At 67.8% G+C, this 1,670-nt stretch carries 2 protein-coding genes and 1 pseudogene; all 3 read left to right on the top strand.

Going from position 1 to position 1,670, the window contains the following annotated elements; genetic code table 11:
• The first annotated feature begins 166 nt into the window (after positions 1 to 166).
• Positions 167 to 745, top strand: coding sequence for a 16S rRNA (guanine(966)-N(2))-methyltransferase RsmD (rsmD, locus tag ACQKDV_RS19390; RefSeq protein WP_427785849.1), 579 nt, complete (start codon positions 167 to 169; stop codon positions 743 to 745).
• A 26-nt stretch (positions 746 to 771) separates the two neighbouring features.
• Complete coding sequence (gene coaD, locus ACQKDV_RS19385) at positions 772 to 1,281, top strand: pantetheine-phosphate adenylyltransferase (protein ID WP_005409091.1); 510 nt, start codon at positions 772 to 774, stop codon at positions 1,279 to 1,281.
• Positions 1,282 to 1,360: 79 nt separating this feature from the next.
• Positions 1,361 to 1,621: pseudogene (locus tag ACQKDV_RS19380) on the top strand (hypothetical protein); the annotation flags it as partial.
• Between the last annotated feature and the right edge of the window lie 49 nt (positions 1,622 to 1,670).

Below are 1,670 nucleotides of genomic sequence, written 5' to 3'. Positions count from 1 at the left end.
ACTTGCAGCGTCCCCCTCAACCGGACCCACCCCGCCATCCCACGGAATGCCCGCTGTTGCTGTTGCTCTGGCCTCTGCCGGTGCCGGTGCCGGTGCCGGGCGCCGCCCGGACGACTACAATCCCGCTCATGCTGAATTTCTCGAAGATCCCCCACCGGGGGCGCCGGTGAGCGGCCGTGGTGGCAATAACGGCCAGGTCCGCATCATCGGCGGGCGCTGGCGCAATACCCGCCTGCCGGTACCGACCCTGCCGGGCCTGCGGCCCAGCAGTGATCGTGTGCGCGAAACCCTGTTCAACTGGCTGCTGCCCAGGCTCGGCGGGGCCCGTGTGCTGGACCTGTTCGCCGGCAGCGGCGCGCTGGGCCTGGAGGCCGTCTCGCGCGGTGCCGCCCACGCCACCCTGGTCGAGCGCGATGCCCAGCTCGGCCGCAATCTGGTGGCTGCCGTAGCCAAGCTGCAGGCGGCCGAGCAGGTCACCGTGGTCCAGGCCGATGCCCTGCGCTGGCTGCAGGGCGCGCCCGCCCAGCACGCCGATCTGGTCTTCATCGACCCGCCGTTCGCCGATGGCCTCTGGCAGGACGTGCTGGCCCAGCTTCCTCGCCACCTCGCCGCCGATGCCTGGCTGTACCTGGAATCGCCCGCCGGCCACGCGCCGGTGCTGCCGCCGGAATGGCTGCTGCACCGCGAGGGCGGCACCCGCGAGGTGCGCTTTGCCCTGTACCGCCGCGCCACTGCTACACTTTGACTTCATCTGAACCTCTGCAACCGCCCATGACCGTGGCCAACCGCCGCATTGCCGTCTACCCCGGCACGTTCGATCCCATCACCAATGGTCACATCGACCTGGTGAGCCGGGCCGCGCCGCTGTTCGAGAAGGTCGTGGTGGGCGTGGCGCAGAGCCCGTCCAAGGGCCCGGCGCTGCCGCTGGAGCAGCGCGTGCAGCTGGCCCGGGGTGCCCTGGGCCACCACGGCAACGTGGAGGTCATCGGCTTCGATACCCTGCTGGCCCATTTCGTCCGTTCGGTCCAGGGCGGGGTGCTGCTGCGCGGCCTGCGCGCGGTGTCCGACTTCGAATACGAATTCCAGATGGCGAGCATGAACCGCCACCTGATCCCGGAGGTCGAGACCCTGTTCCTGACCCCGGCCGAGCAGCACAGCTTCATTTCGTCCTCGCTGGTCCGCGAGATCGCCCGCCTGGGAGGCGATGTGTCCGGTTTCGTACCGGCCGCCGTGCTCGAGGCGCTGCGCAAAGTCCGCGAAGCGAAGGCGGCGCAGTCGTAATTCCTGCCCGGCGGCAGGGCCTTGTAGTACCACGCACCCCCATTACGTAAACCACACGCACCATCTCGGGAGGAAACCCATGAACACCACCATGCGCGCGATGCTGATCGCTTCGTTTGCCCTGGCCTTCACCGCCTGCAAGAAGGAAGAAGCCGCTCCGGTCGAAGACGCCAAGCAGGCCCTGGTCGCACCGGCCAAGGACGACGATGCAGGCTGGAAGAAGTACCTGCAGGAAGTGGCGATCCAGAACATGGGCAACATCACCAACAGCCCGTTCCTGTATTACCTCTCGCCGGAATCGGACCCGGACTTCCAGGCCAAGTACGAGCGCCATGTTCAACGCTGAACCGGAACCGGTGAGCTGCTGCAGCACTTCACCGATGGAGTTC

Source organism: Stenotrophomonas sp. NPDC077659 (assembly GCF_050268705.1).
GTDB lineage: Bacteria > Pseudomonadota > Gammaproteobacteria > Xanthomonadales > Xanthomonadaceae > Stenotrophomonas.
The sequence above is the reverse complement of the archived record's forward strand: the minus strand, read 5'-3'. Positions and strand labels throughout refer to the sequence as shown.

Coding starts and splice junctions, on each gene's coding strand:
- coaD (WP_005409091.1), top strand. CDS start 772: ATGACCGTGGCCAACCGCCGCATTGCCGTCTACCCCGGCACGTTCGAT.